Origin of the sequence: Bradyrhizobium sp. CER78 (assembly GCF_029846235.1) — a bacterium.
GTDB lineage: Bacteria > Pseudomonadota > Alphaproteobacteria > Rhizobiales > Xanthobacteraceae > Bradyrhizobium.
On sequence record NZ_JARVWP010000003.1, the window covers coordinates 324,831 to 350,414 of the forward strand.

A 25,584-nucleotide genomic window follows, 5' to 3' on the forward strand; every position below is an offset into this window, starting at 1 on the left:
CATCTCGCGCGGCCTTGGAGCGATCAGCCGATGTCCATTGCGGACAACACCTCACCCACCTTCTTCTGGGCGTCCGGGGGCAACGGCAGGATCGGACGCGGCGGCTCGGCCGCGCAGATCCCCCTGAGATTGGCGATCGCGTAGACGACGCGCAGGCTCGAGAATGTCTTGAGCAGCTGCCAGACCGGCTGCAGACGCGCATCCAGCTGCCGTGCCCTGGCGGCATCTCCACTTGCCACGGCGCGGACGATATCGAGGCAGACCTTGGGGAAGACCCCTGCGAGAACGCTGTACCAGGTCTCGCCACCCGCCAGCAGCGCCTCGGTGCAATTCCAGTCGGCGCTGTAACCCAGCGAGAAGCCACCCGGCACGACAGCTCGCAATTCGGCGACATGGCCCGCCAAGGCAGACGCGTCCAGCGCAGGACTCTTCACCGCAATAATCCCGTCCACATGACTCAAGCGGCCGATCAAGGCCGGTGTGAATCGGAAATGCGTGGTGCCCGGATTGTCGTAGATGCAGATCGGCAATTTGCTCTCACGCGCCACCGTTTGAAAATGCTCGAAGACCTCGTCATCCGTCAGGGGCGTATAGGAGACCGGCGCCAGCAGGCCGGCTGCCGCGCCGGCATCACGCGCATCCACCGCCAGCTTCACCGCATCGTCGGTGCGCAGCGCGCCGACGCCGACCAGGATCGGCGTTCTGCCATCCGCGAGGGCGGCAGCCGCCTGCACCGCGCGGCGACGCTCATCGCGGCTGAAATACGGATATGAACCGGTGCTTCCGAGCAGCCCGATCGAATCCACCTTTGCGGCGATCAAGGGCTCCAGCAATGCGCGGAGAGCGCCCGCATCGACCTGCCCATCTCGAGACGAAGGCGTGATCGGAAAGGCGGAAAGCCCCTTGAGATTGACCATCGATTGCTCCTGTTCAGTAGCCGCCGCGCGAACGGCGAAATCGCATTCCGGCCGTTGCCGCCGCGCCATCAATCGCTGCGCGCAATGCCGCTTGCAAGGTCCAGTTTGCTGCGGACTTCACGGCAAACTGGTCCAGTGCTCGGCGGATCCCGCGATCGGCGGAATGGCGCGGGCTGCGGCTATTCCAGCATCGTGGTCAGCTGCGCGCCCTCGTCCGCCACGAACACTGCGATCAGCTCCGCCGGCTCGGTGGTGCTCGCATTGGCCGAGACCATGTGGGTCGACCCCGGCGGCTCGAAGAAGGACTGGCCGACATGGAAGGTCTCGACAGGTCCGCCGCCGAGCTGGGAGCGGATCTCGCCCTTGGTGATATAGGCCGTCACCGAGCCGGAATGACGATGCGGCGGTGTGAAGCCACCGGGACCGTAGAACACGCGCACCACGGTGACGCGCTTGCCCGGCACGTTCGGCAACGCATGCGAGGTGATGACCTCGACCTTGTCGAGCGGCGACGCCGCATTCGCGCTGGCGCATAGCGGCGCGATCACCGAGGAAATCGCGTCCATTGGGGTCGGCAGCGCCTTGCCGATCACGAAGGCCGAAGCCAGTCCCGCAATTGCGGCCAGCAAAACCGGCCGCGGCGGCCGCACGAATGCAAGAGATGGTGTCATCGCCATCGAGGTCATCGGTTGTTCTCCCTGTCGATTGTTTTTGAAATCGTCTCACGACGCCGCAGCGGCGACCCGTTGCCGGCGCGACGGCGGCGTCCAGCGATAGGCGGCGCCGAACCGGTTCCAGACATTGATCGAAGCGATCGCCGAGGTCAGATAGGTCAACTCCTTTTCGGAGAATTCGGCGGTGGCCTCGGCATAGACCTCGTCGCCGACGCCGTTCGGCATGGTCGTCAGCGCCTCGGTCCAGGCCAGCGCGGCGCGCTCGCGCGCCGAGAACTGCGGCACCTCGCGCCACACCACGACGAGGTTGAGCTTGTCGACCGGCACGCCGAGGCTCTCGCCCTGCAGGATGTGATACTGCACGCAGAAGGCGCAGCCATTGATCTGCGAGGCGCGCAGCTTGACCAGTTCGAGCAACTGCTTGTCGAGACCGGCCTTCGCCGCGAACTGGCCGAGGTCACGCACGACGGCGAAGACGTCGGGGGCGAGCTTCTCGAAGTCGGTATATTCCTTGCGGGCATGTGACATTGGCTTGGCCTCATGTTATCAGTGTACTGACATATTATCAGAGCTCTGATATTGAACAAGACGCAGACATTCGCGAAGGCAACATGGCGGCAATGCAGAAACGAGGGAAATCCGGCTCGGCCGAGCGGCGGCCGGCGGGGAAAGCGGCGCCGGGCAAGGTCGCGATCGGGGCGGAAGCAGACGCCCTGCCCGCCCCCGCCGTCCCGCCGCCTGGCGAAGGCAAGCGCGGCGAACAGGGCTATCTCGCCTATCTGCTGCGCCAGGCGCAGGCGGCCTCACGGCTGTCGATGGAGCGTCAGCTGGGGAGCCTCGGCGTCACCTCGCCGCAATTCGTGGTGCTGACCATGCTGAAGGCCTATCCGGGCCTTTCAGGCGCCGATCTGGCCCGAGTGGCGCTGCTGACGCCGCAGACGGTCAGCGTGATCATCCGCAACCTCGAGCGCGACGGCGCGATCCGCAAGACGCAGCATCCGGTCCACGGCCGGGTGCTGCAATGGACCCTGACCAGCCATGGAACCGCGCTGCTGGAGAAATGCCGCCACATCGCCCAGGCTCAGGAGCGCCGGCTCGCCGCCGGCCTCGATGCCAAGTCGGAACAGGTGGTCCGGCAGTGGCTGTCAAAAATCGCCACAGATCTGCAGGATAGCTAGAGCATGACCCGGAAAAGTGGGAGCCGGTTTTCCGACAAGGTCATGCTCAAATAATAGTTCCTGCGGCGGCGTGGCTTTTGGCTCACCCGATCGGCGCCGCTAGACTGGCCCGATGAAACAGCTTGATTCTCCAAGATCCCGCCGCACCGTCTTGAAGGCCGGCCTCACCGCGGGCCTGCTGCTCACCAATCCGCTCGGCGCACTGGCGGCAGCCCCTCCCGGCTTCGACCAGTGGCGCGACAATTTCCGCGCCCGCGCACTGGCGAAAGGCATTTCGGAAGCGACCTGGAATCGCTGCATGGCGCGGGTCGAGCCCGACATGAGCGTGTTCAAGCAGATGCGCAACCAGCCGGAATTCCACGAGCAGATCTGGCAGTACATCAACCGCCGCGTCTCCGACTGGCGCATCATCCACGGCCGCGAGGCGCTGAAGAAGAACGAGGCGCTGTTCGCCAGGATCGAGCGCGACTTCGGCGTCGAGCGCGGCACGCTGCTCGCACTGTGGGGCGTTGAGTCAGCCTATGGCGATCCGCTGGTGCAGCAGAACCACATGACGCCGGTGTTTCCCTCGCTCGCGGCGCTCGCCTGGAACGAGCCGCGCCGCAAAGCCTATTGGGAAACCGAGCTGATCAACGCGATGAAGATCGTGCAGCGCGGCTGGAGCACGCCCGAGGAGATGAACGGCTCCTGGGCCGGCGCGATGGGCCATTCGCAGTGGATGCCGGAGGTTTGGCTGAATGTCGGCTTCGACTATGACGGCGACGGCAAGGTCTCGCCGTTCGGCCGGCCCGACGATGCGCTCGGCTCGACTGCGAAATACCTGGTCAATCGCGGCAGGTGGCACCGTGGCGAGCACTGGGGCTACGAGGTCCGCGCGGCTGGTGGCCGCGCCAGCGGCAGCCGCACCTATGCGGCCTGGGCCAGCGCCGGCGTCGTCAGGGCCGACGGCCAGCCGTTTCCGCAGCCGAACGCGTCGGCGCAGCTCTGGATCCCGGTCGCCGGCGGCCCCGCTTTCCTGCTCGGCCCGAACTTCAATTCGGTGAAGAGCTACAATCCCTCGATGAACTATGCGCTCGCGATCTGCCATCTCGGCGACCGCTGTCTCGGCGGCCCACCCTTCATCCAGCCCTTCCCGGGCTCGGAGCGCGCGCTGACGCTGGCCGAGGTGCAGGAGATGCAGACACGGCTGACCAAGGCCGGCTTCGACACCGGCGGCACCGACGGCCGCGTCGGCAACGACACCATGAAGGCGATCAAGGATTATCAGGTCAAGATGGGCCTGCTGCCCGCCGATGGCTACGGCGGGCTCAAGGTGCTTGCGCGATTACGGCAAGGTGGTTAGCTCGCAGCACATACTCCGTGTCGTCCCTGCGAAAGCAGGGACCCATAACCACAGACGATGATTGTTGCACATCGCCGGAATGACAAGTCCCGCTCACAACGTCGGACGCGGAGTATGGGTCCCTGCTTTCGCAGGGACGACGACGGTTGGGATGCAAGCGCGCCGCTCAACTCTTCGCAATGACGGAGACCTACGTCGGCTGCCGCACCACGCCGCCGGCATTCATGCCGCCGTCGATCACGAGCTCGCTGCCGGTGACGTAACGCGACGCGTCCGAGGCGAGATAGAGCACGCCCTGCGCGATCTCGACGGCCTGGCCGGCGCGGCCGAGCGGCGTCGCGAACCTGGCCCGCTCCTCGGGATCGATCGGCGCGTTCTGGCCGGCGCCGGTGGCACCGGTCGGGATCTTGCCCCAGATCGGCGTGTCGATGATGCCGGGATGCACGGAGTTGACGCGGATGCCGTCGCCGATCTGCGCGCATTCCATCGCGATCGACTTGGCAAACAGCCGTACTGCGCCCTTGGTCGCGCTATAGCCGGAAAGCGTCGCCGCGCCGCGCAGGCCGGCCAGCGACGACATCATGATGATCGAGCCGCCGCCGTGCTTGCGCATCAGCGGCAGCGAATGCTTCACCGACAGGAACACGCCATCGATATTGATGGCGGTCTGCCGGCGCCAATCCGCGAGCGACATCTCGACAATCGACGGCGCCCCGATGCCGATGCCGGCGTTGGAGACCATGATGTCCAGGCGGCCATGGCGCTTGCCGATCTCGGCGACGACCTCGATCCAGCGCTCCTCGCTGGTGACGTCCTGCGGCAGGAAGCTCACCTTGCGCCCGGCTTTGGTGAGCCGCGCTACGAGCTCGGGTCCCCTCAACTCGCCGATATCGGTCGCAATAACTGTCGCGCCTTCCTGCGCCAGCAATTCGACGATCGCCTCGCCGATACCAGACGCGCCGCCGGTCACCAGCGCGACCTTGCCTTCAACCTGTCCTGCCATGTCCTCTCCCAACGTTTCTTATCGGATCACCGTCGGGCCCTGATCGGGGACAGCGACGTCGAGGACACGGAATTGCACACGTTCGGTGCCTTGCCAACGGTCGACCGCAAGAGAGCCCGCCACGTGCAATTGCTGGCCCCGATTTTGCGTCAAGGCGCTGCCGAGCTTCTGTCCGACCGAGCGGAATGCGATACCGTTGACGATGGAACCATCGCCGGATTTGAAGCGCAGCCTCAAATGCGCCTGCCCGACCTCGTCGGCATAAACCAGCTGATGCGACGGCAGCGCGATCACCGGCTCGGGATTGGCGGCACCGAACGGGCCTGCGCGATTGAGCGTTGCGGCGAACTCCGGCGTCACCGCGCGCGCGGTCACGGCGCCGTCGATGAACAGCTCGTTCTCGTGACGCGAATTGGCAACGTCGGCCGCCAGCGCGCTCTCCATGAAGGCGCGGAATTCGGCGAGCTTCTCCTTGCGCAGCGTGACGCCGGCCGCCATCGCATGCCCGCCGCCCTTCATCAGCAAGCCGTCATGCACCGCCTGGCGCACCGCCTTGCCGAGATCGACGCCGCCGATCGAGCGGCCCGATCCGGTGCCGATGCCGCCCGGCTCGAGCGCGATCGCAAACGCCGGACGCGCGAACTTCTCCTTCAGCCGTGCCGCGACCAGCCCGACCACGCCGGGGTGCCAGCCTTCCGCGGCGGTGACGATGACCGCGCCCTTGTCCTCGAGCCCGAGCGAGGCCAGCGCCTCGGCCTCGGCCTGTGCTTCAGCCGCCTGCTCGATCACGCGACGTTCGTTGTTGAGGCGATCGAGCTCTGCCGCGATCCGCGCAGCCTCCGAGACGTCGCCTTCGAGCAGCAGCCGGACGCCGAGATCGGCGCGTCCGATGCGGCCGCCGGCATTGATGCGCGGCCCCAGCATGAAGCCGAGATGCCAGGCCTCGGGCGGGCCATTGAGCCGCGCCACATCCATCAGCGCGGTGTGGCCGACATGATCGCGGCGGCGCATCGCGATCAGGCCCTTTGCAACGAAGGCCCGGTTCAGCCCGATCAGCGGCGCGACGTCGGCGACGGTGCCGAGCGCAACGTGATGCAGCACGCTGAGCAGGTCCGGCTCCGGCATCTCGCGGGTCCAGAAGCCGCGCTGGCGCAGCTCGCGATTGACGGCGACCAGGGTAACGAACACCAGGCCGACGGCGGCGAGATGACCGAGCCCGGAGAGATCGTCGGGCCGGTTCGGATTCACCAGCGCGTCGACCTCGGGCAATTCGTCGCCGGTCTGGTGATGGTCGATCACCACCACCGACATGCCGAGCTTCCTGGCTTCCGCCAGCGGCTCGATGCTGGTGGTGCCGCAATCGACCGTGACCAGCAGCGTCGCGCCCTTGGCCGCCAGCGCGCGGACGGCATCGACGTTCGGCCCGTAGCCTTCGAAGATGCGGTCCGGAATGTGGATCAGCGGGTCCAGCCCGCAATGGCGCAAATGCCAGGTCAGCAGCGCCGCCGAGGTCGCGCCGTCGACATCATAGTCGCCGAAGATCGCGACCTGCTCGCCGCGCGCCGCGGCATCGGCAATGCGCTTGGCCGCGTGCTCCATCTCGGTGACCGTGTGCGGGTCCGGCATCAGCTTGCGGATGGTCGGGTCGAGGAAGTCGGCGACCTCGTCGATCGCGACGTCGCGCCCCGCCAGCACCCGCGCCAGCATTTCCGGCAATTGATAGCGCTGCACGATCGCGAGCGCCCGCGCCGCGCCGCGCGCATCCAGCCGGTCGCGCCAGAGCTTTCCGGTCAGCGACCGCGTCACACCGAGAAACGCCTGTGGCGCCTCGATGGGCAGTGCGGATGCGTGAAGTGTCATGATTCCTTCCGAATTAAGAAGGAACCGTAGCGCTTGAATGAATCGCAGGCCAGTTCTAGCAGCCCATCCGGCTGGCGATTTCCCCGAAATCCTTGGCCACGATATCCCAGGTCCCGGTGGCGTCGAAATCGACCTTCTGCAGCGGCCCGTATTCGGTCGGCCGCGCTACGAAGGCGGTCTTCAGGCCGTGCTTCTGCGCGTGCTTGAGATCGTAGTTGTGGGCGGCAACCATCATCACCTGCTCCGGCGGCAGGCAGAGCAGCTTCGCGGCGCCGAGATAGGTTTCCGGATCGGGCTTGTAATGCTCGAACAATTCGGCCGACATCACGAGGTCCCACGGCAGCCCTGCGAACTTCGCCATGTTGGTGAGCAGCGCGACGTTGCCGTTGGAGAGCGGCGAGATGATGTACTTGGTCTTCAGCCGGGTCAGGCCGGCGACGCTGTCGGGCCACCCATGCAGGCGATGCCAGCCCTTCGTCAGGTGCTGCAGGTCGGCCTCGGTCAGCCCCTTGATGTCGAACTGCGCGACCAGCTTCTCCAGCGAGCGGCGGTGCAAGACATCCAGGATCACGTAGCCGTTCTGCGGATTCTTGCGCACCTCGTCCATCGAGGCCGTATAGACTGCGCGCCAGCCATCGACCAGCGCAGTCCAGTCGGCCTTGATCCCGCGCGTCTCGCCCCATGTGGTGAAATCGTTGATCAGGCTGGTGCGCCAGTCGACCACGGTGCCAAACACGTCGAACACCAGCGCCTTGACCCCGGACAGATCGGACATGCGCGTCTCCCTTGTTTCTTGTTGTTATTTATCCCGTCGTTCCGGGGCGATGCGAAGCATCGAACCCGGAACCTCGAGATTCCCCGATGCGCAATTGCGCATCTGTGGTTCGGCCTTCGGACGCCCCGGAATGACGGAGTCTGCTTAGTCCAGGTGGAACTTCTCGAGCTGCCGATGCTCGGCCTTGATGTAGCGCACGGTGCCGGTGACCGAACGCATCACGACGGTCTCGGTCTCGATCACGTCCTTCTTGAACTTCACGCCGGTCAGCAGCGAGCCCGTCGTGACGCCGGTGGCGGCGAACAGGCAGTCGCCCTTCGCCATGTCCTCGATGCCGTAGATCATCTTCGGATCGGTGACGCCCATCTTGTGCGCACGCTCGCGCTTCTCCTCGGTGTCGAGGATGAGGCGGCACTGCATCTGGCCGCCGATGCAGCGCAGTGCGACCGCGGCCAGCACGCCCTCGGGCGCGCCGCCGGTGCCGATATACATGTCGACGCCGGTCTCATCGGGCTTGGCACAGTGGATGACGCCGGCGACGTCGCCGTCGGTGATCAGCTGCACGGCAGCGCCCGTCGAGCGCACGCTGTTGATGATGTCGGCATGGCGCGGACGGTCGAGCACCAAGACGTTGATCGCGGTCGGGTCGACGCCCTTGGCCTTGGCGAGCCGGCGCACGTTGTCGGCCGGCGGCGCGTCGAGCTCGATCACATTCTTGGCGTAGCCCGGGCCGATCGCGATCTTCTGCATGTAGACGTCGGGCGCGTGCAGCAGCGTGCCGCCGTCGGCCATCGCCATCGTGGCGATCGAGCCCGGCATGTTCTTGGCGCACAGCGTCGTGCCTTCGAGCGGGTCGACCGCGATGTCGACCTTGGGACCGGCATTGAGGCCGACCTTCTCGCCGATGAACAGCATCGGCGCCTCGTCGCGCTCGCCCTCGCCGATCACGACCGTCCCCTCGATCGGCAGCTTGTTGAGCTCGCGCCGCATCGCGTCGACCGCGGCCTTGTCGGCGGCCTTCTCCTGGCCGTGGCCGCGCAGCCGCGCGGCCGACACCGCCGCGCGCTCCGTCACGCGCACGATTTCGAGCGTCAGGATGCGCTCGAGCAGCATCTGCGGCGGAACGGAAATATGGGTCGACATCGGCGTACTCCTTAAGCCTCGGGGACAGGCCAGCCTGCCCGCATCAATCGTCTCACGCCCGACCCGTTCAGGCCATGCGTTAGTTTTTCTCGATCCGGATCACCTGCGGCCGGCCGCTGATGACCTTATCGCGCTGCACTGCGGCCAGCGCACGATGTACGGCATCCTCGCTGGTCGCATAGGTAATCAGAATGACCGGAACCGGTGAAGGTTTTTTGGCCGCACCGTTCACATCGACGCCATCCGGATGCCGCTGCACGATGGATTCCAGAGATATCTTCTGTTCCGCAAGGCGGGTGGCGATTGTTGCGGCAGTGCCTGCAAGATCGCGCGCCATCAGGCGGATATAATAGCCGCCCTCATGGCGTTCCATCGGCGCCTTGGTGGTGTCGCGCAACCGCTCCACCGGACGGCCGAACGGCTTGGCGCGGATGCCACGCGCGACGTCGGCGATGTCGGCGACCACGGCCGAGGCGGTCGCGCCGCCGCCGGCGCCAGGGCCTACCAGCGTGATCGGCGGAATGCCATCGCCGTCGATCGCGACCGCGTTGGTGACGCCCATCACCTGCGCGATCGAGGATGATTTCGGCACCATGGTCGGGTGCACGCGCTGCTCAATGCCCTTTGCCGTGCGCACGGCCACGCCGAGCAGCTTGACCCGGTAACCGAGTTCCGAAGCCGCCTTGAGGTCTTCCGGCGTGATCGAGGAGATGCCTTCGACATAAACCGCGCTTTCCGCAACCTTGGTTCCGAAGGCGAGGCTCGCCAGGATCGCAAGCTTCTGCGCGGTGTCGTGACCATCAACGTCGAACGACGGATTGGCTTCGGCATAGCCGAGACGCTGGGCGTCCTTCAGGCATTCCTCGAACGACAATCCCTCCTGCTCCATCCGGGTCAGGATGTAATTGCAGGTGCCGTTCAGGATTCCGTAGACGCGGTTGACGCTGGTGCCGGCGAGGCCCTCGCGCAGCGTCTTGATGACCGGGATCGCCGCACCGACCGCCGCCTCGAAGTTCAGCGCGCCGCCGTGCTTCTCGGCGGCTGCGGCGAGACGCAGTCCATGCTTGGCGATCAGCGCCTTGTTGGCGGTGACGACCGACTTGCCCGCCTTCAGCGCGGTCTCGATCGCGGACAGCGCGGGATCGCCGGCGCCGCCCATCAGCTCGACGAAGCAGTCGATGTTGGGATCTTCGGCCAGCGCCTCGGGGCTCTTCGCCCAGGCGATGTCGCGCAGGTCGAGGCCGCGCTTCTTGGCTTTCGAGCGCGCCGTGACGGCGACGACGCGAACGGACCGGCCGCTGCGCTCGGCCAGCGCCCGTCCTTGCGTTTCGATGAGGCGGACGACATCGGCACCGACGGTGCCGAGCCCCGCTATGCCCACGTTCAGGGGTGCGACCATGGATTTAAGGGACCTGGAGATTTAGCAACCTGGAAGGATTAGCGTCGGTTGGCGAGAGGAACGACGTTGTGCAACGTTTCGATGCCGCTTTCAAGGAAGCGGCGCACGCCGCGCGCGGCCTGCCGGATGCGCTGCTCGTTCTCCACCATCGCGATGCGGACATAGCCCTCGCCGTGCTCGCCGAACGCGACGCCCGGCGACACCACGACGCCGGATTTCTCCACCATCAGGGTTGCGAACTGCATGCTGCCGACCGCCTCGAACTCCTTGGGCAGCGGCGCCCAGGCGAACATCGAGGCCTGCGGCGGCGGAATGTCCCAGCCGGCGCGGCCAAATGACTCAACCAGCGCGTCGCGCCGCTTGCGATAGGTGTCGCGCATCTCGCGGATGCAGTCGTCGGGACCGTTCAGCGCCGCGGTCGCCGCCACCTGGACCGGCGTGAAGGCGCCGTAATCGAGGTAGGATTTGACCCGCGCCAGCGCTGCGATGATGCGCTCGTTGCCGACCGCAAAGCCCATGCGCCAGCCGGCCATCGAGAACGTCTTCGACATCGAGGTGAATTCGACGGTCACGTCGATCGCGCCGGGCACCTGCAGCACCGACGGCGGCGGCTTGTCCTCGTCGAAATAGACTTCGGCGTAGGCGAGATCGGACAGGATGAAGATGTCGTGCTTCTTCGCGAACGCGACCAGATCCTTGTAGAAGTCGAGGTCGGCGACATAGGCGGTCGGGTTCGACGGATAGCAGACGATCAGCGCGATCGGCTTCGGGATCGAATGGACGATCGCCCGCTCGACCGCCTCGAAGAATTGCGGCGTCGGCTCCGAGGGCACCGAGCGGATCACGCCGCCCGCCATCAGGAAGCCGAACGCATGGATCGGATAGCTCGGGTTCGGGCACAGCACGACGTCGCCGGGCGCGGTGATCGCCTGTGCAACGTTGGCAAACCCCTCCTTCGAGCCGAGTGTCGCAACGACCTGGGTATCGGGGTTCAGCTTGACGCCGAAGCGGCGCGCGTAATAGGCGGCCTGAGCCTTGCGCAGGCCATTGATGCCGCGGGAGGCCGAGTAGCGGTCAGTCCGCGGCTTGCCCAGCGTCTCCTTGAGCTTCTCGATGACATGCGGCGGGGTCGGCAGGTCCGGATTGCCCATGCCCATGTCGATGATGTCGGCCCCGGCGTTGCGCGCGGCCGCCTTGGCCTGGTTGACCTTTTCAAAGACGTAAGGCGGCAGACGGCGAATGCGGTAAAAATCTTCCATGGGACCCTTGCTCCGACAACCGCGACGCCAGAATCGCCTCCCTTTGCTGGCTTTTCGGAAGCCTGCACGGCCTCTTACAGAAATCGCCTCAAAATCAATGACTTAGAGCGAATTCAGGGGCGCGATCTGGGGACTGCGGCCGGATCTGCGGTTGAATTGGATTTCTTTTAGCACGGACGCCGGGCGGCGCCAGCGCTGATCGCCGGTTGGGGCGGGCTCACTTGCCGGCCTGGGCAGCCGTCGAGGCCTGGCGCTCGCGCACGGCAATCAGTTCCTGCTCGATCTTGGCCTGATCCGCCGGCTTGATCGTCGGATCGGCCCGGTCGGGCGGCAGGTCGTGGACCGGGAGGTAGCCGTTGGCATCCTTTTGACGCGCAGGCGCGTCGGCCGGCATTGCCATATCGGCGATCGTGCTCGCGCACCCGCCCAGCGCCACCAATGACGCGAGCAGCACTGCGACCGCGAGCCCCCTGTTCTTTTGATCGACCGGCATGCGCCGAATTGTCCCCAACAAGCTAGCGCGCACGTCGCACGGTTGCCGACACGGGTCGCACTGGTACGAGCCTTGCAGCGTCCCCGCTGCGTTAATCCCAGCTTTAGTCGTTTCAAACCATTGTCGCCCGAAACGCTTAAAGCGTGAACAACAAAAGCGACCCCTGAGGCTTCAATATGACGGAACAAAGATTTTTTGTCGCACCGCAACAGAGCGAAACATCGGATTTTCACTGATTTTCGTTGCCGCACCGCGCGATGACGCCCCCCAAACGACGCGATATTGTCCTTCAGATGAGCAACGTCAGCACCGACACCCAAGCCACCCCGAAATTCAACGCCGAAGCCTTCGCCATGAACATCGCGCGGGCGATGGAGAGCAGCGGCCAGGCGCTGGCAGCCTATCTCAAGCCGCGCCAGACCGGAGAAGTCCGCGACAATCCGCCGAACGAGCTTGGTGAGGTCATCAAGACCTTCAGCGTGATCGCCGAATACTGGCTGTCCGACAAGGAGCGCGCCTCCTCGCTGCAAATGCAGCTCGGCAAGGATTACCTCGATCTCTGGGGCTCGGCGGTGCGCCGCATGGCCGGCGAAGCCGATGCCAAGCCCGCGATCGCGCCGGCCCCGCGCGACAAGCGCTTCCAGGATCCGGAGTGGAAGTCGAATCAGTTCTTCGACTTCATCCTGCAACTTTACCTGCTGACCTCGAAATGGGCGCAGCAGCTGGTCAACGACGCCGACGGGATCGATCCGCACACCCGCAAGAAGGCCGAGTTCTATGTCCAGCAGATCACCAACGCGCTGGCGCCGTCGAACTTCGTCTTGACCAATCCGGAAGTGCTGCGCGCCACGGTCGAGACCAACGGCGACAATCTGGTGCGCGGCATGAAGATGCTCGCCGAGGATATCGAAGCCGGCCACGGCACGCTGAAGATCCGCCAGTCCGATTCGAGCAATCTCGAGGTCGGCGTCAACATGGCGACGACGCCGGGCAAGGTGATCTACCAGAACGAGCTGATGCAGCTGATCCAGTATTCGCCGGCAACGGAGAACGTGCTGCGCACGCCGCTGCTGATCGTGCCGCCATGGATCAACAAGTTCTACATCCTCGATCTGCGCCCCGAGAAATCCTACATCAAATGGTGCGTCGACCAGGGCATCACGGTGTTCGTGATCTCCTGGGTCAATCCGGACAAGGAACTCGGCAAGAAGACCTGGGCCGACTACATGACCGAAGGCCCGCTCACGGCGATGGACGTGATCGAGAAGGTCACCGGCGAGATGAAGGTGCACACCGCCGGCTATTGCGTCGGCGGCACCATGCTCGCCTCGACGCTCGCCTATCTCGCCGAGAAGCGCCGCCAGCGCGTGACGTCGGCGACGTTCTTTGCCGCGCAGGTCGACTTCACCCACGCCGGCGACCTCCTGGTGTTCGTCGACGAGGACCAGATCTCGGCGCTGGAACGCGACATGCAGGAATCCGGCGTGCTCGAAGGCAGCAAGATGGCGATGGCCTTCAACATGCTGCGCTCCAACGACCTGATCTGGTCGTATGTCGTGAACAACTACCTGAAGGGCCAGCCGCCCTCCTCGTTCGACCTGCTGCACTGGAATTCGGATGCGACGCGGATGCCGTCGTCGAACCACTCCTACTACTTGCGCAACTGCTATCTGGAGAACCGGCTGTCGACGGGCACCATGGTGCTCGACAACACCTTGCTCGATCTGTCGAAGGTGAAGGTTCCGGTCTACAACCTCGCCGCACGCGAGGATCACATCGCGCCGGCGGAATCGGTGCTGTACGGTTCGCAGTTCTTCGGCGGCCCGGTGAAATATGTGCTGTCCGGCTCCGGCCATATCGCCGGCGTGGTCAACCCGCCCGCCTCGAAGAAGTACCAGTACTGGACCAACGACAACATCAAAGACATGAAGCTCGCCGATTGGCTGAAGGGCGCCGAGGAGCACAAGGGTTCGTGGTGGCCCGACTGGCGCGGCTGGCTGGAGAGCCATGATCCGGAGACGGTGCCGGCGCGCATCGTCGGCTCGAACGGAACGCAGGTGCTCGAGGACGCTCCGGGCAGCTATGTCCGCGTCCGCGCGTAGCGCCGAGTCTTCGCGTACTGCAAGGCTTGGCGTAGCGCCAAGTCTCGTAGCGCCAAGTCTTCCGCTCAGCTATAAACAGACGATCCCGACGGTCGGGAATCGAATTCACGTGAGGGGGAGACGATGACGCGCGAACTGTTCTGGCTGTCGCTGACGGTGATCCTGACCGGGCTGTTGTGGATCCCCTACATCATCAACCGCTGCCAGGTCCGCGGCCTCTCCGGCGCGATGGGTAACCCCTCGCGCACCGACAAGCCGCATGCCGAATGGGCCAACCGGCTGATGTTTGCGCATGACAATGCAGTCGAGAACCTCGTGATTTTCGCGCCGCTGGTGCTGATCCTCAACGCGGCCGACTACTCCACCAAATGGACCGTGCTGGCCTGCGCCGTCTATTTCTGGGCCCGCGTCGCCCATCTGATCGTTTACACGCTCGGCCTGCCGGTGTTCCGCACCCTGGCCTTCACGGTCGGCTTCCTCGCCCAGGCGGTGCTGGCACTCGCGATCTTCAAGGCGCTTTGACGCAGCCAATTCCTCCCGATTGCCGCTACGGCCGCACCGCTGGCACGGGGCTATGAACTCCCGAGGAGGTGTGGCGCTGCCAGACAATGGCAGGTTGCTGGCGTAGCGGCCGGCGTTGGAATGGTCCGATGCTCCCCCTTGACGATCCTCGCTGGAGTGAGTTGCGGCACGCTTACGGTGATGCCGCCGATGTGCCGGGCCTGCTGCGGGCGCTGGCATCATTTACGGGGCCGAAGGCAAATCATCAGGACGAGCCGTGGTTCAGCCTATGGTCGAGTCTGTGCCATCAGGGCGACGCGTATACCGCCTCGTACGTAGCAGTTCCACATATCGTACAGATTGCGAGCGAGGCGGAGGGGCCGGTCGATTTCTCATTTTTTCAGCTGCCCGCCGCCATTGAAGTAGCGCGCCAGACTGGGCGCGGACCGGATATCCCAAAAGCTCATGCGGACGATTACCACCGGTCGATCGCGAGACTGATCGAAAACGTAAGCCTTCACCGGAACGAAGATTGGGACCAGTCTATGCTCCTGGCAGCGGCGGCGGCACAGGCTGTCGCAAAAGGGCATATCGACGTCGCTGAAGCGCTGCTGAACTTGGATGCCAACTGGATCGCCAAAATCAACAATTGCGAGTTCGACTAAGCTTTGCCGGCGTCAGAGCGGCCATGGCTGCGCGTCTGCATGTTTTCGGCTTAGCCCTCGCCCTTGCGCACCACGATATGCAGCATCGTCGCGGGCGCCTCGTCAAAACTCTTGATCTCGCTGGTGTCGGACGAGACCTGCGTCCACGCCCCTGACGCTGCGTAGGTCGCCGCCAGCCAATCGGCCTCCGGATAATTGTAATAGCGGCCGATGCTGTCACGACCATCGCCATGGCCGATCTTGTAGCTTGCGTAGAAGACGCCACCGGGTTTCAGCGCGCGATGGATGCGGCCGAGGATGCCGGCGAGTTCGTCGCGCGGCACGTGCAGCAGGCAGGCGCTCGCCCAGACGCCGTCATAGGCCTCGCGATCCCCGAGCTCGTCGAACCGCATCGCCTCGACGGGATGGTTGATGCGGCGCGTCGCGACCTCGGCCATCTCCGGCGAGCCATCGGTCGCGCGCAGCACGAAGCCTTCCGCGAGCATGACGGCGGCATGATTGCCGGCGCCGCAGCCGAGTTCGAGGATCGCCCCGCCCGGCGGCAACAGCTTGAGAAAGCCGATCAACCGGGTGGACGGTGCTTTCGCCCATCCGGCATAGGCCTCGGCATTGCGCCGGTAGAATTGCAGCGTGGCGTCGTCCACGATGCGTCCTCGCGTCAGCTGTCGGCCAGACCGAGCATCAATCGCATGTTCTGCACGGCGGCACCCGAGGCGCCCTTGCCCAGATTGTCGAGCCGGGCAACCAGCAGCGCCTGGCGATGCTTGTCGTTGGCGAACACATAAAGCTCGAGCTGGTTGGTCTCGTTGAGCGCTTCCGGCTCGATCTTGCCGCTCGCGGCGGCCTCGTTCTGGAGCGGCATCGCCGAGACGTATTTGCTGCCGGCATACCACTTCGCCAGTACCGCCTGCAGATCGGCTCCATCAGGCTTGCCCGGCAGCGCGTCGAGCTGCAGCGGCACCGACACCAGCATGCCCTGCCGGTAGTTGCCGACCGACGGGATGAACAGCGGCCGCCGCGTCAGATGCGAGTAGAGCTGCATCTCCGGCACGTGCTTGTGCTCGAAGCCGAGGCCGTAGAGATGGAAGGCCGGCGCCGAGCCGTCCTCGAAGCTCGCGATCATCGACTTGCCGCCGCCCGAATAGCCGCTCACCGCATTGATGGTGACGGGATAATCGGCGGGCAGCAGGCCGGCATCGACGATCGGCCGCAGCAGCGCGATCGCGCCGGTCGGATAGCAGCCGGGATTGGAGACCTTCTGCGCGTTGCGGATCTTGTCGGCCTGGCCGGGCGCGAGCTCGGCGAAGCCATAGGCCCAGTCCGGCGCGACCCGATAGGCGGTCGAGGCGTCGAGCACTTTCGGCGCAGCATTCCCCATGGTGTCGATCAGCGCGACGGTCTCCTTGGCGGCGTCGTCAGGCAGGCAGAGGATCACGAGATCCACCTCCTCCATCAGCGCGCGCTTGGCACCGGCATCCTTCCGCTTGTCCTCGGCGATATGCTTCACCGCGACATCGCCGATCGAATGCAGCCGCTCCTGGATGCCGAGGCCGGTGGTGCCGGACGCGCCATCGACGAACACGGCCTTGGTCGCACCGCCCTTGGTTTTCGGCTGATCAGTATCGGTGAGGGTCATGGCACGTTCCTTTCAAGCTCATTCGTTTCGTTTGCTAGCACATCTGGCCGCGCCTGCGCCGCCAATAGATTAAGCGCATCCTCGTGCGCGACAATAACTCCCGCTCACGGAAACAGCGCGATCTGCTCCAGCCCGGTGGTTTCGGGCAAGCCGAACATCAAGTTCATGTTCTGGATCGCCTGTCCGGCCGAGCCCTTCACAAGATTATCGAGCGTCGAGAGCACGATGGCGCGGTTCTTGATCCGGTCGGCAACGACGCCGATCTGAACGTAATTCGAACCGCGCACGTTCTGCGTCTGCGGCAGCACGCCCTTCTTCGTCACATATACGAACGGCTCATTGGCGTAGGCCTTTTCCAGCTCGGCGCGCAAATCGTCCGGCGTAGCCCCGTTGAGCTTGACATAGGATGTGCAGAACTCACCACGCGCCATCGGAATGAGATGCGGGGTGAAGTTCACGGTCACGGCCGAGCCCGCGGCTGCACCGATCTCCTGCTCGATCTCCGCCGAGTGTCGATGGCTTCCGATCGAATAGGGCGACAACCCTTCGCCGACCTCGCTGAACAGCGTGTTCTGTTTCAGTCCGCGTCCGGCGCCGGTGACGCCCGACTTTGCATCGATGATGATGTCGTCGACGTCGATCAGCTTTGCCTTCGCCAGCGGAACAAGCGCCAGCAGCACTGCGGTCGGATAGCAGCCGGGACAGGCCACCAGCCGCGCGGCCGTGATCTGCTCCCGGTAGAGTTCAGTCAGCCCATAGACGGCCTCGCCCTGCAATTCGAGCGCCCGGTGCTCATGGCCGTACCATTGCGCGTAGCTGTCCTGGTTGCGCAGCCGGAAATCCGCGGACATGTCGAGGATCTTGATTGCGGGATTGGCTTTGAGCACCGCAGCGATGATCTCCTGCGTCGTCCCGTGCGGCAGTCCGCAGAACACGGCATCCAGCCGTGTCCAGTCGACCTTTTCCCATTCCACGAGTTTCGGCAGGTCGAGCATGAAGAAGTGAGGAAACACCTCGCTCATCGTCTTGCCGGCATGGGTGTTGGCGGTAAGCGCGGTGATCTCGGCATTCGGGTGCCGCGCCAACAGGCGCACCGCATCGGAGCCGGTGTAGCCGGACGCGCCCAGGATGCCGACTTTCTTCTTCGTCATCACGCGCCCCCTTGAAGCGAAGTCATTTCGGTCTGTAGCGTCGCGAAAGCCTGCGGGCGCACCTCGCGCATCAAAGCCGCGATCTGCCGGGCACCGGCTTCCGCCTGCAAAGCGAGCGCGTTGCCGACCGCAGCAAAGTCGGGCTCGGATTTGTGTTGGTTCAGCTTGAAGCTGCCCTCCACCTCTTCCACCGTCATCTCCAGGCCCACGATCGCCTTCTTCATTGCTTCGAGCCGCGCCGCTGTCATCTTGGCTGACGTCCACGGTTTTTTCGGCAACAGCCAGTCCTCGAACTTGCCCGTCAGCACATCGATTTGAACCGCGAGTTCCTCACCCGACAGAGTCCGCACCGGCCCGGTCAGATGCACGGCTTGATACAGCCAGGTCGGCACCTGGTCGGGCGATACATACCAGTCCGGCGACACATAGGCATCGGCGCCGGTCACGGCCAGCAGCCAGGGGGCTCCGCCCGCCAGCTTTACCAGCGGATTGTGACGGGCAACATGAAACAACGCCCGCGGCGTGCCGTCGTCGGCATAGCTCAGATAGAACGGCAGCGCGGACGCGATCGGCTTGCCGCCGTCCCACGCGCAGGCAAGGCCGAAACCGCGCGCCTCCGCGAAGGCGAGACTTGCGGCACGGTCGGGCTTGAACGGCTGCGGCGTATACATGGTCGAACACTCCTGCTTGACGAAGGAGCCGCCAGATCGAACCGCGTGTCTTTTTGAGAAGAGCGCCGCGGGATCAGGTCCGGCGGCAGAGGCGATGGTCTTAAACGCGAGCGACCGCCCATACCGCGAGAATGCGGCGGCGGCGGGCGATGATGATGGTCGCGGCGTTGATCATGGGCGCGGCTATAAGGCCGCACCCTCTTTGCGTCAAGGTATCATAACTCGTCATTCCGGGGCGATGCGAAGCATCGAACCCGGAATCTCGCTCCGCGACCTCTGGATTCCCCGATGCGCGATTGCGCATCTGAGGTTCGCGCCCCCTGCGCGCGCACCGGAATGACGGGCTTAAATCACCGGATTCCACGGCGCCGGCACGACGCGGTAGCCGCTGCCGTCCTTCACCACATTGCCGAGGCCCGGGAACGGATAGTGGAAGCCTTGCACCTGCAGCCGCTCCGCGACGATCATGTCGTAGACGCGGCGGCGAGTTGTCTCGGCGACGTCAGCGTCCTGGTCGAAGAACGCGTGCCAGCCGGGATTGGTCGCGAACAGATGCGGATTGTTGGTGACGTCGGACTGGATGAAAACCTTCTCCGAGCCCGAGGCCAGCACGTAGGAAGTATGGCCCGGCGTATGGCCGACGGTCTCGACCGAGGTCAGGCCCGGCGCGATCTCCTTGCCCCATTCATAGGGCGTGACCTTCTTCTTGAGGGCAGCCTCGAAGATGTTGCGGTTGTTCTTGAACAGGCCCTGCATGCGGCCGGCCGGCGCACGGCTCATTTCGCCATCGTCCATCCAGAACTTCCACTCGGTCGCCGGCACCAGCACTTCGGCGTTCGGGAACGCCGGCGTGCCCTCGGCGGTGAGCAGGCCGTTCACGTGATCGCCGTGGAAATGCGAGATCACCACCATGTCGACATTCTTGGGATCGAATCCGGCTGCGACCAGATTGTCGGCGAACAGACCGTTGGCGCCCTTCGAGCTGGCCTTGGCCAGCGCGCCATTGCCGGTGTCGATCACGACCAGCTTGCCGCCGGTATTGAGCACCAGCGGCGCGTACCAGATCGTCACCATGTCGCGCGGCATGAACGCCTTATCCAGCGCCGCGTTGACATCGTCCCGCTTCGCATTCGGAATGAAGGAATCTTCCAGCTTGAAGACGGTCTTGCCGTCGGACACCGCGGTGACGAGGATGTCGCCGACCTTGTAGCGATAGAAGCTCGGCGCCTGCTTGTCGGCAACCGGCGTCGAGGCGGACGCAGGAACGGCTGATAACAGTGGTGCGGTTGCGATGCCGGCGGCGCCAGCGAGTGCGTGACGTCGTGTCAATTCCATGTGTTGTCCTTCCCAGTGAAGCGGCGCCCAATGAATTCGCAGTTGGCGGGCGAGGTTGTATCAACGTTTCGATGCTCGCGCGATGACCGACGGCGCGAGCCGTTTGTTCTCTCGCCTAACCCCCGCAGGTTGGCCTTATTCCGGGAACTCGCTACACCACGCGCCACATCCATTCGAGAGCCTGGGCGATGACGTCGCCGAACAGCAGCAACGCGGCCGACCAGACCAGCGCGGAGACAAAATTGGCGATCTGGAACTGCCAGTACGACATCTCGAAAATGCCGGCCGCAAGCGGCACCGAGGCGCGCAGCGGACCGAAGAAGCGGCCGATGAAGATGCTTGGCACGCCCCAGGTCTTCACGAAGGCTTCGCCACGCGGCAGGATCTCCGGATAACGCGACAGCGGCCACATCTGCGCGACCTGCTCCTTATAGCGATAGCCGAACCAGTACGAGACCCAGTCACCGAGCGCAGCGCCAATGCCGCCCGCGATCCAGATCGGCCAGAAATTGATCCCGCTGACGCCGATCAGGGCGCCGATCGCAACCAGCGCGCCCCAGGCGGGCACCAGCAACGAGATGAAGGCGAGCGATTCAGCAAACGCCAGCAACATGACGATCGGAGCGGCCCAGGCCTGGTGATGGCGGACGAATTCGGCCAAGGCCCGCGCAAAATCTTCCATATCGTCGTGTGCCTTCCGCTCCGTTGAACCTCGAATGAACCTTTCTAGCGGCACGCAGCCTAAGAACAGGTAAGCCAGCCCATTGCGTGACATCAAGTCACAAAGGCGGGGATCAAACGTGATTTCCGGTTAGGCCCCTGCGGTCCAGGCTGGCTGGCATCTCCCTTACAGGAAAAAGGAATCACTGGATGATCGGGTCACTGATGATGTGCGTGAGCGTTCTCATCTTGCTGGTCGGAGTGCTCGCGGGCATCGCCATGGGTATCCAGCACGACTTCACGTTGGGGCCGGCGCACGCGCATCTCAATCTCGTCGGCGGCGTGCTGCTGTTCCTGTTCGGCCTCTACTACCGGCTGGTGCCGGCGGCCGGCAGCATGCTGCTGGCCAGGATCCAGGGCTGGCTGCATATCGTCGGCGGCGTACTGTTTCCGGCCGGCGTGGCTGCCGTGCTGTTGAAGGGTCCCGCGTTCGTGGCCGCCCCGATCGTCGGATCGCTGATGGTGGCAGTCGCCATGGCCCTGTTCACGGTCATTGTATTCCGTACCTCGCGGGCGTAATCGCAGGCTCCTGTCTAGGGGGACGGCCGGGCCCGAGGTGCGGTCGTCCCCATTGGCAGCCCATCCGTGGCATAGTCAAAGCAACCGATTCGCCGCGCCATAACTGGCGCGCTACTTGAAGAAAAATGGCCAAATCATTGAAGTCGAACGCCAAAAGCAAATCTGCTGACGATCTGTTCGGAGCCTCGGAACCGAAGGGCCGCGCCGTCGCGAAGGCTGCGGCCAAGCCCGTGAAGGACGCCGAAGCCGGCTATACGGCGGCGAGCATCGAAGTTCTGGAGGGCCTGGAACCGGTGCGCAAGCGCCCCGGCATGTATATCGGCGGCACCGACGAGAAGGCGCTCCATCACCTGTTCGCCGAGGTGATCGACAACGCCATGGACGAGGCCCTGGCGGGCCACGCCACCTTCATCGAGGTCGAATTGACGGCCGACGGCTTCCTGTCGGTGAACGACAACGGCCGCGGCATTCCGGTCGACCCGCATCCGAAATTCCCGAAGAAGTCGGCGCTCGAAGTCATCATGTGCACGCTGCACTCGGGTGGCAAATTCAATTCCGATGTCTACGAGACCTCGGGCGGCCTGCACGGCGTCGGCGTCTCCGTGGTCAACGCCCTCTCCTCCCGGCTCGAGGTCGAAGTCGCGCGCAGCGGACAGTTGCATCGCATGACATTCGAGCGCGGCCATCCCAAGGGCAAGCTCGAGGACCTCGGCAAGGTCAGCAATCGCCGCGGCACCCGGGTCCGCTTCAAGCCTGACACCGAAATCTTCGGCGCCAAGGCCGCCTTCAGGCCGCAGCGCCTGTTCAAGATGACGCGCTCGAAGGCGTATCTGTTCGGCGGCGTCGAGATCCGCTGGCACTGCGATCAGGAGCTGCTGAAGGGCATCGAGGACGTCCCGGCCGAAGCCAAATTCCACTTCCCCGGCGGCCTGAAGGATTATCTCGCCGCGGCGATCCACGCCGACACGCTGGTGCATCAGGACATCTTCTCCGGCAAATCCGGCCGCAGCGGCGCGCATGGCGCCTGCGAATGGGCGGTCGCCTGGACCGCCGATGCCGACGGCTTCCTGTCGTCCTACACCAACACCGTGCCGACCCCCGACGGCGGCACGCATGAATCGGGACTGCGCAGCGCGCTGCTGCGCGGCCTGAAGGATCACGCCGAACGCGCGGGTCAAGGCAAGCGCGCAGCCTCCATCACCTCGGAAGACGTGATGGTTGGTGCGGCCGTCATGCTCTCGGTGTTCGTGCGCGAGCCTGAATTCCAGGGCCAGACGAAAGACCGCCTCGCCACCGCCGAAGCGCAGCGCATCGTCGAACAGGCGATGAAGGACCCGTTCGATCACTGGCTGTCCGGCAATCCGAACCAGGCCAACCGCCTGCTCGATTTCGTGATCGATCGCGCCGAGGAACGGCTGCGGCGCCGCCAGGAAAAGGAAACCGCGCGCAAGACCGCCGGCAAGAAACTGCGCCTGCCCGGCAAGCTCGCCGATTGCTCCGATGCCGGCACCGAAGGCTCTGAACTCTTCATCGTCGAAGGTGACTCGGCCGGCGGCAGCGCCAAGCAGGCGCGCGATCGCAAGACGCAGGCCGTGCTGCCGCTGCGCGGCAAGATCCTCAACGTCGCCTCCGCCGGCAAGGACAAGCTGACCGCGAATGCGCAGCTCTCCGATCTCGTGCAGGCGATCGGCTGCGGCACGCTCGCGCACTACCGCGAGGAAGATCTGCGCTATCAGCGCATCATCATCATGACCGACGCCGACGTCGACGGCGCGCACATCGCTTCGCTGTTGATCACCTTCTTCTACCGGCAAATGCCGCGGCTGATCGACGAAGGCCATCTCTATCTGGCGGTGCCGCCGCTCTACAAGCTCAAGCACGGCACCAAGTCGATCTACGCCCGCGACGACGCGCACAAGGAAGAGCTGCTCAAGAGCGAGTTCAACGCCAACGCCAAGGTCGAGGTGAATCGCTTCAAAGGCCTCGGCGAGATGATGCCGGCGCAGCTCAAGGAGACCACGATGGATCCGGCCAAGCGCACGCTGCTGCGCGTGGTGCTGCTGGCCGACGATCGCGAAGGCACCGCCGACTCGGTCGAGCGGCTGATGGGAACCAAGGCGGAAGCCCGCTTTGCCTTCATCTCCGACAAGGCCGAATTCGCCAGCGACGATCTGCTCGACGTTTAGGCCACAACCGACTGATTTGACACGATTTTCCGGCCGCCCCAGTTGGGGCGGCCGTTTTCATTCGCCTTTCCGGAGCGCACCGTCGGTTTCGTTTTCGGGCGGTTGTGTCTCACCCGCAACAGCATTTCCGGCGGAACTACGTATAGTCCCCAACATGAGTTTCGGGAATCGGTGCCAGCGCACCCCGGTCAGCGACCCGATCGAACGCTAGTCGAGGATTTGGATATGAAGAAGATTTTGCTCGCTCTGACCGCGGTTGCTGCGATGACGGGTTCCGCGTCGGCTGCCGATCTGGCCGCCCGCCCCTACACCAAGGCTCCGGCCCCGATCGCGGTGGCGCCGAGCTGGACCGGCTTCTACATCTTCGGCGGTGGCGGCGGCGGCGTCTGGGACGCTGACACCGGCGTCCAGTCGACCGTCACGGGCGCGCCGATCCTCGGCTTCAACCAGCGCCAGGGCGGCGACGGCTGGTTCGGCACCGTCGGTGCCGGTTACGACTGGCAGACCGCCAACAGCTGGGTCATCGGCGTGTTCGCCGACGGTCAGTTCGGCAGCCTGAAGGGCACCATCCAGGATCAGGGCCTCGGCATCGCCGGTAACATCAAGAACGACTACAGCTGGGCCGCCGGTGCGCGCCTCGGCTACCTGGTCGCTCCGAACGTTCTGTCCTACGTCAACGCCGGTTACTCCAGCTCGCACTGGAAGGGCACCACCCTGTTCAACACCGCGACCGCTCTTCCGGTCGGTGGCCACACCAACGGCTTCGATCGCAGCGGCTGGTTCGTCGGCGGCGGCGTCGAGAACAACCTGAACATCTTCGGCATCACCGCGCCGGGCTGGTTCATGAAGACCGAGTACCGCGCTGCTTACTACGACAACAAGAACATCTCGGAACTCGCCGACGTCACCAACATCTCGAACGGCCGCGACATCACCTTCAAGCCGTTCGTCCAGACCATCAGCACCTCGCTGGTCTACCGTTTCAACTGGACCGGCCCGGTTGTCGCCAAGTACTGAGCGACTTACTAATCCCTGCTGATCTAGCAGACGAAAAGCCCCGGCATTGTCCGGGGCTTTTTTGTTGCCTGATGTCTTCGGGAACAACCTCGCGCTCACCTTATCTCACACGTCCTTGGCGCAGGGCCGACCGGCTGCTCCCGATCTGGTCAGCGTTCCGACGATCGGGCACTCTCGCGACCGGATTCAAACCACAGCGGACAACAACAATGAGAAACGGACAGTTTGATCTCTCGGGCCGGGTCGCGATCGTCACCGGCGGCAATGGCGGCATCGGGCTCGGCATGGCGCGCGGCCTGGCGGATGCCGGCGCTGCGGTCGCCGTGGTCGGCCGCAACGAGACGAAATCGAAGGCCGCCGTCGAGGATCTGGGCAAGCGCGGCGTCAAGGCGATCGCGGTTGCCACCGACGTGACCGACAAGGCCGCCGTCGCGGCCATGGTCGAGCGGGTCAATGGTGAGCTCGGCCGGATCGACATCCTCGTCAACAACGCCGGCATGAGCATCCGCAAGCCACCGCACGAACTCGAGCTCGACGAGTGGAGCAAGGTGATCGATACCAACCTCACCAGCGCCTTCCTGTGCTCGAAGGCGGCCTATCCCGCGCTCAAGGCGTCGGGCCACGGCAAGATCATCAATATCGGCTCGATGATGTCGATCTTCGGCGCAAGCTTCGCTGCGGCCTATGCCGCGAGCAAGGGCGGCATCGTGCAATACACCCGCGCCTGCGCCAACGCCTGGGCGCCCGACAACATCCAGGTCAACGCCATTCTTCCCGGCTGGATCGACACCGATCTGACCAAGGGTGCGCGCCAGCAGGTTGCCGGGCTGCACGAACGTGTGCTCGCGCGCACGCCGGCAGCGCGCTGGGGAGCCATCGAAGACTTCGCCGGCATCGCCGTATTCCTGGCCTCGCCGGCGTCGGATTTCGTCACCGGCACTGCGATCCCGGTCGACGGCGGCTATTCGGTCATGGCCTGAGACACACACGAGCCCGAAACACGCTGGCCCGAAACACAAGAGCCCCGGCAACCGCCGG

25 protein-coding genes are annotated in these 25,584 nt (G+C 64.6%); 9 read left to right on the forward strand and 16 right to left on the reverse strand.

The genetic code is table 11. The features are described 5' to 3' along the window. Window positions 1-23: 23 nt before the first annotated feature. The 3 genes from QDT69_RS07465 to QDT69_RS07475 form a co-directional block, all read right to left on the reverse strand. Complete coding sequence (locus QDT69_RS07465) at window positions 24-917, reverse strand: dihydrodipicolinate synthase family protein (RefSeq protein ID WP_279705957.1); 894 nt, start codon at window positions 915-917, stop codon at window positions 24-26. Between the two features lie 179 nt (window positions 918-1,096). Beyond that, the gene (locus tag QDT69_RS07470; RefSeq protein WP_279705958.1) at window positions 1,097-1,603 is read right to left on the reverse strand and encodes a cupin domain-containing protein; all 507 of its coding nucleotides are present in this window, start codon (window positions 1,601-1,603) and stop codon (window positions 1,097-1,099) included. 36 nt (window positions 1,604-1,639) lie between these two features. Beyond that, a complete protein-coding gene (locus tag QDT69_RS07475; RefSeq protein WP_279705959.1) occupies window positions 1,640-2,119 on the reverse strand; it encodes a carboxymuconolactone decarboxylase family protein in 480 nt (159 codons plus the stop codon). An 83-nt stretch (window positions 2,120-2,202) separates the two neighbouring features. Here QDT69_RS07475 and QDT69_RS07480 point away from each other — a divergent pair, with 83 nt between their 5' ends. Continuing rightward, window positions 2,203-2,769, forward strand: coding sequence for a MarR family transcriptional regulator (locus tag QDT69_RS07480; protein WP_279705960.1), 567 nt, complete (start codon window positions 2,203-2,205; stop codon window positions 2,767-2,769). Window positions 2,770-2,881: 112 nt separating this feature from the next. Next, window positions 2,882-4,111: a lytic murein transglycosylase gene (locus QDT69_RS07485; RefSeq protein WP_279705961.1), complete on the forward strand. Its 1,230-nt coding sequence runs from the start codon at window positions 2,882-2,884 to the stop codon at window positions 4,109-4,111. Window positions 4,112-4,301: 190 nt separating this feature from the next. Here QDT69_RS07485 and QDT69_RS07490 read toward each other — a convergent pair whose 3' ends face one another. From QDT69_RS07490 to QDT69_RS07520, 7 genes are all read right to left on the reverse strand, one after another. Further along, window positions 4,302-5,114 carry a glucose 1-dehydrogenase gene (locus QDT69_RS07490; RefSeq protein WP_279705962.1) on the reverse strand — a complete coding sequence of 271 codons (813 nt, stop codon included), beginning with the start codon at window positions 5,112-5,114 and terminating at the stop codon, window positions 4,302-4,304. Window positions 5,115-5,132: 18 nt separating this feature from the next. After that, a complete protein-coding gene (recJ, locus tag QDT69_RS07495; RefSeq protein ID WP_279705963.1) occupies window positions 5,133-6,974 on the reverse strand; it encodes a single-stranded-DNA-specific exonuclease RecJ in 1,842 nt (613 codons plus the stop codon). A gap of 55 nt (window positions 6,975-7,029) precedes the next feature. Beyond that, window positions 7,030-7,749: a haloacid dehalogenase type II gene (locus tag QDT69_RS07500; protein WP_279705964.1), complete on the reverse strand. Its 720-nt coding sequence runs from the start codon at window positions 7,747-7,749 to the stop codon at window positions 7,030-7,032. A gap of 144 nt (window positions 7,750-7,893) precedes the next feature. Continuing rightward, complete coding sequence (gene glpX, locus QDT69_RS07505; RefSeq protein WP_050420275.1) at window positions 7,894-8,892, reverse strand: class II fructose-bisphosphatase; 999 nt, start codon at window positions 8,890-8,892, stop codon at window positions 7,894-7,896. Between the two features lie 79 nt (window positions 8,893-8,971). After that, the gene (locus QDT69_RS07510) at window positions 8,972-10,291 is read right to left on the reverse strand and encodes a homoserine dehydrogenase (protein ID WP_279705965.1); all 1,320 of its coding nucleotides are present in this window, start codon (window positions 10,289-10,291) and stop codon (window positions 8,972-8,974) included. 38 nt (window positions 10,292-10,329) lie between these two features. Then, complete coding sequence (locus QDT69_RS07515; RefSeq protein ID WP_074129372.1) at window positions 10,330-11,550, reverse strand: LL-diaminopimelate aminotransferase; 1,221 nt, start codon at window positions 11,548-11,550, stop codon at window positions 10,330-10,332. A 217-nt stretch (window positions 11,551-11,767) separates the two neighbouring features. Beyond that, window positions 11,768-12,043: a hypothetical protein gene (locus QDT69_RS07520; RefSeq protein WP_279705966.1), complete on the reverse strand. Its 276-nt coding sequence runs from the start codon at window positions 12,041-12,043 to the stop codon at window positions 11,768-11,770. A 293-nt stretch (window positions 12,044-12,336) separates the two neighbouring features. On the opposite strand from QDT69_RS07520, the gene phaC reads away from it, so the two are divergent. From phaC to QDT69_RS07535, 3 genes are all read left to right on the forward strand, one after another. Next, window positions 12,337-14,145, forward strand: a complete 1,809-nt coding sequence (gene phaC, locus QDT69_RS07525) for a class I poly(R)-hydroxyalkanoic acid synthase (protein ID WP_279705967.1) — start codon at window positions 12,337-12,339, stop codon at window positions 14,143-14,145. 123 nt (window positions 14,146-14,268) lie between these two features. Beyond that, the gene (locus QDT69_RS07530; protein ID WP_279705968.1) at window positions 14,269-14,667 is read left to right on the forward strand and encodes an MAPEG family protein; all 399 of its coding nucleotides are present in this window, start codon (window positions 14,269-14,271) and stop codon (window positions 14,665-14,667) included. A gap of 128 nt (window positions 14,668-14,795) precedes the next feature. Then, a complete protein-coding gene (locus QDT69_RS07535) occupies window positions 14,796-15,311 on the forward strand; it encodes a hypothetical protein (RefSeq protein WP_279705969.1) in 516 nt (171 codons plus the stop codon). 50 nt (window positions 15,312-15,361) lie between these two features. Here the strand turns inward: QDT69_RS07535 and QDT69_RS07540 are convergent, their stop codons facing one another. From QDT69_RS07540 to QDT69_RS07565, 6 genes are all read right to left on the reverse strand, one after another. Next, a complete protein-coding gene (locus tag QDT69_RS07540) occupies window positions 15,362-15,955 on the reverse strand; it encodes a class I SAM-dependent methyltransferase (protein ID WP_279705970.1) in 594 nt (197 codons plus the stop codon). A gap of 14 nt (window positions 15,956-15,969) precedes the next feature. Beyond that, window positions 15,970-16,947, reverse strand: coding sequence for an N-acetyl-gamma-glutamyl-phosphate reductase (gene argC / locus QDT69_RS07545; RefSeq protein WP_279705971.1), 978 nt, complete (start codon window positions 16,945-16,947; stop codon window positions 15,970-15,972). Window positions 16,948-17,051: 104 nt separating this feature from the next. Then, complete coding sequence (gene argC / locus QDT69_RS07550; protein WP_279705972.1) at window positions 17,052-18,098, reverse strand: N-acetyl-gamma-glutamyl-phosphate reductase; 1,047 nt, start codon at window positions 18,096-18,098, stop codon at window positions 17,052-17,054. Beyond that, the gene (locus QDT69_RS07555; protein WP_279705973.1) at window positions 18,098-18,769 is read right to left on the reverse strand and encodes an FMN-binding negative transcriptional regulator; all 672 of its coding nucleotides are present in this window, start codon (window positions 18,767-18,769) and stop codon (window positions 18,098-18,100) included. The genes argC (QDT69_RS07550) and QDT69_RS07555 overlap by 1 nt, the downstream gene beginning before the upstream one ends. Before the next feature lie 345 nt (window positions 18,770-19,114). Continuing rightward, the gene (locus tag QDT69_RS07560; protein WP_279705974.1) at window positions 19,115-20,104 is read right to left on the reverse strand and encodes an MBL fold metallo-hydrolase; all 990 of its coding nucleotides are present in this window, start codon (window positions 20,102-20,104) and stop codon (window positions 19,115-19,117) included. A 151-nt stretch (window positions 20,105-20,255) separates the two neighbouring features. Beyond that, the gene (locus QDT69_RS07565; RefSeq protein ID WP_279705975.1) at window positions 20,256-20,786 is read right to left on the reverse strand and encodes a DedA family protein; all 531 of its coding nucleotides are present in this window, start codon (window positions 20,784-20,786) and stop codon (window positions 20,256-20,258) included. Window positions 20,787-20,992: 206 nt separating this feature from the next. Between QDT69_RS07565 and QDT69_RS07570 the strand changes: the two genes are divergently transcribed. From QDT69_RS07570 to QDT69_RS07585, 4 genes are all read left to right on the forward strand, one after another. Beyond that, entirely contained in the window at window positions 20,993-21,343 is a 351-nt protein-coding gene (locus tag QDT69_RS07570; RefSeq protein WP_279706192.1) for a hypothetical protein, read from the forward strand. Between the two features lie 125 nt (window positions 21,344-21,468). Then, window positions 21,469-23,529, forward strand: a complete 2,061-nt coding sequence (gene parE, locus QDT69_RS07575) for a DNA topoisomerase IV subunit B (RefSeq protein ID WP_279705976.1) — start codon at window positions 21,469-21,471, stop codon at window positions 23,527-23,529. 225 nt (window positions 23,530-23,754) lie between these two features. After that, window positions 23,755-24,546, forward strand: coding sequence for a porin family protein (locus QDT69_RS07580; RefSeq protein ID WP_050420262.1), 792 nt, complete (start codon window positions 23,755-23,757; stop codon window positions 24,544-24,546). A 209-nt stretch (window positions 24,547-24,755) separates the two neighbouring features. Beyond that, a complete protein-coding gene (locus QDT69_RS07585) occupies window positions 24,756-25,526 on the forward strand; it encodes a glucose 1-dehydrogenase (RefSeq protein ID WP_279705977.1) in 771 nt (256 codons plus the stop codon). The last annotated feature ends 58 nt before the right edge of the window (window positions 25,527-25,584 follow it).

Excerpts from the sequence above, each read along its gene's own strand:
- QDT69_RS07465 (WP_279705957.1), bottom strand. The coding sequence starts at position 917 with ATGGTCAATCTCAAGGGGCTTTCCGCCTTTCCGATCACGCCTTCGTCT.
- QDT69_RS07470 (WP_279705958.1), bottom strand. The coding sequence starts at position 1,603 with ATGACCTCGATGGCGATGACACCATCTCTTGCATTCGTGCGGCCGCCG.
- QDT69_RS07475 (WP_279705959.1), bottom strand. The coding sequence starts at position 2,119 with ATGTCACATGCCCGCAAGGAATATACCGACTTCGAGAAGCTCGCCCCC.
- QDT69_RS07480 (WP_279705960.1), top strand. The coding sequence starts at position 2,203 with ATGGCGGCAATGCAGAAACGAGGGAAATCCGGCTCGGCCGAGCGGCGG.
- QDT69_RS07485 (WP_279705961.1), top strand. The coding sequence starts at position 2,882 with ATGAAACAGCTTGATTCTCCAAGATCCCGCCGCACCGTCTTGAAGGCC.
- QDT69_RS07490 (WP_279705962.1), bottom strand. The coding sequence starts at position 5,114 with ATGGCAGGACAGGTTGAAGGCAAGGTCGCGCTGGTGACCGGCGGCGCG.
- recJ (WP_279705963.1), bottom strand. The coding sequence starts at position 6,974 with ATGACACTTCACGCATCCGCACTGCCCATCGAGGCGCCACAGGCGTTT.
- QDT69_RS07500 (WP_279705964.1), bottom strand. The coding sequence starts at position 7,749 with ATGTCCGATCTGTCCGGGGTCAAGGCGCTGGTGTTCGACGTGTTTGGC.
- glpX (WP_050420275.1), bottom strand. The coding sequence starts at position 8,892 with ATGTCGACCCATATTTCCGTTCCGCCGCAGATGCTGCTCGAGCGCATC.
- QDT69_RS07510 (WP_279705965.1), bottom strand. The coding sequence starts at position 10,291 with ATGGTCGCACCCCTGAACGTGGGCATAGCGGGGCTCGGCACCGTCGGT.
- QDT69_RS07515 (WP_074129372.1), bottom strand. The coding sequence starts at position 11,550 with ATGGAAGATTTTTACCGCATTCGCCGTCTGCCGCCTTACGTCTTTGAA.
- QDT69_RS07520 (WP_279705966.1), bottom strand. The coding sequence starts at position 12,043 with ATGCCGGTCGATCAAAAGAACAGGGGGCTCGCGGTCGCAGTGCTGCTC.
- phaC (WP_279705967.1), top strand. The coding sequence starts at position 12,337 with ATGAGCAACGTCAGCACCGACACCCAAGCCACCCCGAAATTCAACGCC.
- QDT69_RS07530 (WP_279705968.1), top strand. The coding sequence starts at position 14,269 with ATGACGCGCGAACTGTTCTGGCTGTCGCTGACGGTGATCCTGACCGGG.
- QDT69_RS07535 (WP_279705969.1), top strand. The coding sequence starts at position 14,796 with ATGCTCCCCCTTGACGATCCTCGCTGGAGTGAGTTGCGGCACGCTTAC.
- argC (WP_279705971.1), bottom strand. The coding sequence starts at position 16,947 with ATGACCCTCACCGATACTGATCAGCCGAAAACCAAGGGCGGTGCGACC.
- argC (WP_279705972.1), bottom strand. The coding sequence starts at position 18,098 with ATGACGAAGAAGAAAGTCGGCATCCTGGGCGCGTCCGGCTACACCGGC.
- QDT69_RS07555 (WP_279705973.1), bottom strand. The coding sequence starts at position 18,769 with ATGTATACGCCGCAGCCGTTCAAGCCCGACCGTGCCGCAAGTCTCGCC.
- QDT69_RS07560 (WP_279705974.1), bottom strand. The coding sequence starts at position 20,104 with ATGGAATTGACACGACGTCACGCACTCGCTGGCGCCGCCGGCATCGCA.
- QDT69_RS07565 (WP_279705975.1), bottom strand. The coding sequence starts at position 20,786 with ATGGAAGATTTTGCGCGGGCCTTGGCCGAATTCGTCCGCCATCACCAG.
- QDT69_RS07570 (WP_279706192.1), top strand. The coding sequence starts at position 20,993 with ATGTGCGTGAGCGTTCTCATCTTGCTGGTCGGAGTGCTCGCGGGCATC.
- parE (WP_279705976.1), top strand. The coding sequence starts at position 21,469 with ATGGCCAAATCATTGAAGTCGAACGCCAAAAGCAAATCTGCTGACGAT.
- QDT69_RS07580 (WP_050420262.1), top strand. The coding sequence starts at position 23,755 with ATGAAGAAGATTTTGCTCGCTCTGACCGCGGTTGCTGCGATGACGGGT.
- QDT69_RS07585 (WP_279705977.1), top strand. The coding sequence starts at position 24,756 with ATGAGAAACGGACAGTTTGATCTCTCGGGCCGGGTCGCGATCGTCACC.